The sequence below is a fragment of the Bartonella sp. AP58NXGY genome, from assembly GCF_042195785.1.
Taxonomy (GTDB): domain Bacteria; phylum Pseudomonadota; class Alphaproteobacteria; order Rhizobiales; family Rhizobiaceae; genus Bartonella.
Genome location: NZ_JBHIOY010000242.1, coordinates 351 through 720, shown reverse-complemented (window position 1 = coordinate 720; position 370 = coordinate 351). Strand labels below are relative to the sequence as shown.

At 41.4% G+C, this 370-nt stretch carries 1 pseudogene; it reads right to left on the bottom strand.

Annotated features, from left to right (window positions below):
- Nucleotides 1-97: 97 nt before the first annotated feature.
- Nucleotides 98-370 (bottom strand): annotated as a pseudogene (locus tag ACFINC_RS10700) (diaminopimelate epimerase); the annotation flags it as partial.

Genomic DNA, 370 nt, shown 5'->3' with positions numbered 1-370 from the left:
TTGAGCTGATCTAACCCTGAAGCAGTGCTTTCTTTGCGAATGATTTCCGATTCGTAGCTATTGAGTCGACAACCGAAAGTTACAATTTCTACTGCCATCAAGAGTGATCCTTTTTATAACACCCTGTTAAAGGATTTAAAAAACCACTAAATTGATATTTTATGGGTCCTGTCATAATAATGTGATTATCTTCTCGGTAAAAAATATTAAGTGTTCCCCCTGGTAAATTTACATCGATATGGCGCTGTGTCAAACCACGTCGATAAGCGGCCACGGCACTGGCACACGCAGCACTCCCACATGCTTGTGTTAATCCTGCTCCTCGCTCCCACGTACGTAAATTTAGACTTTTCTTTGACGTTATGCAAGC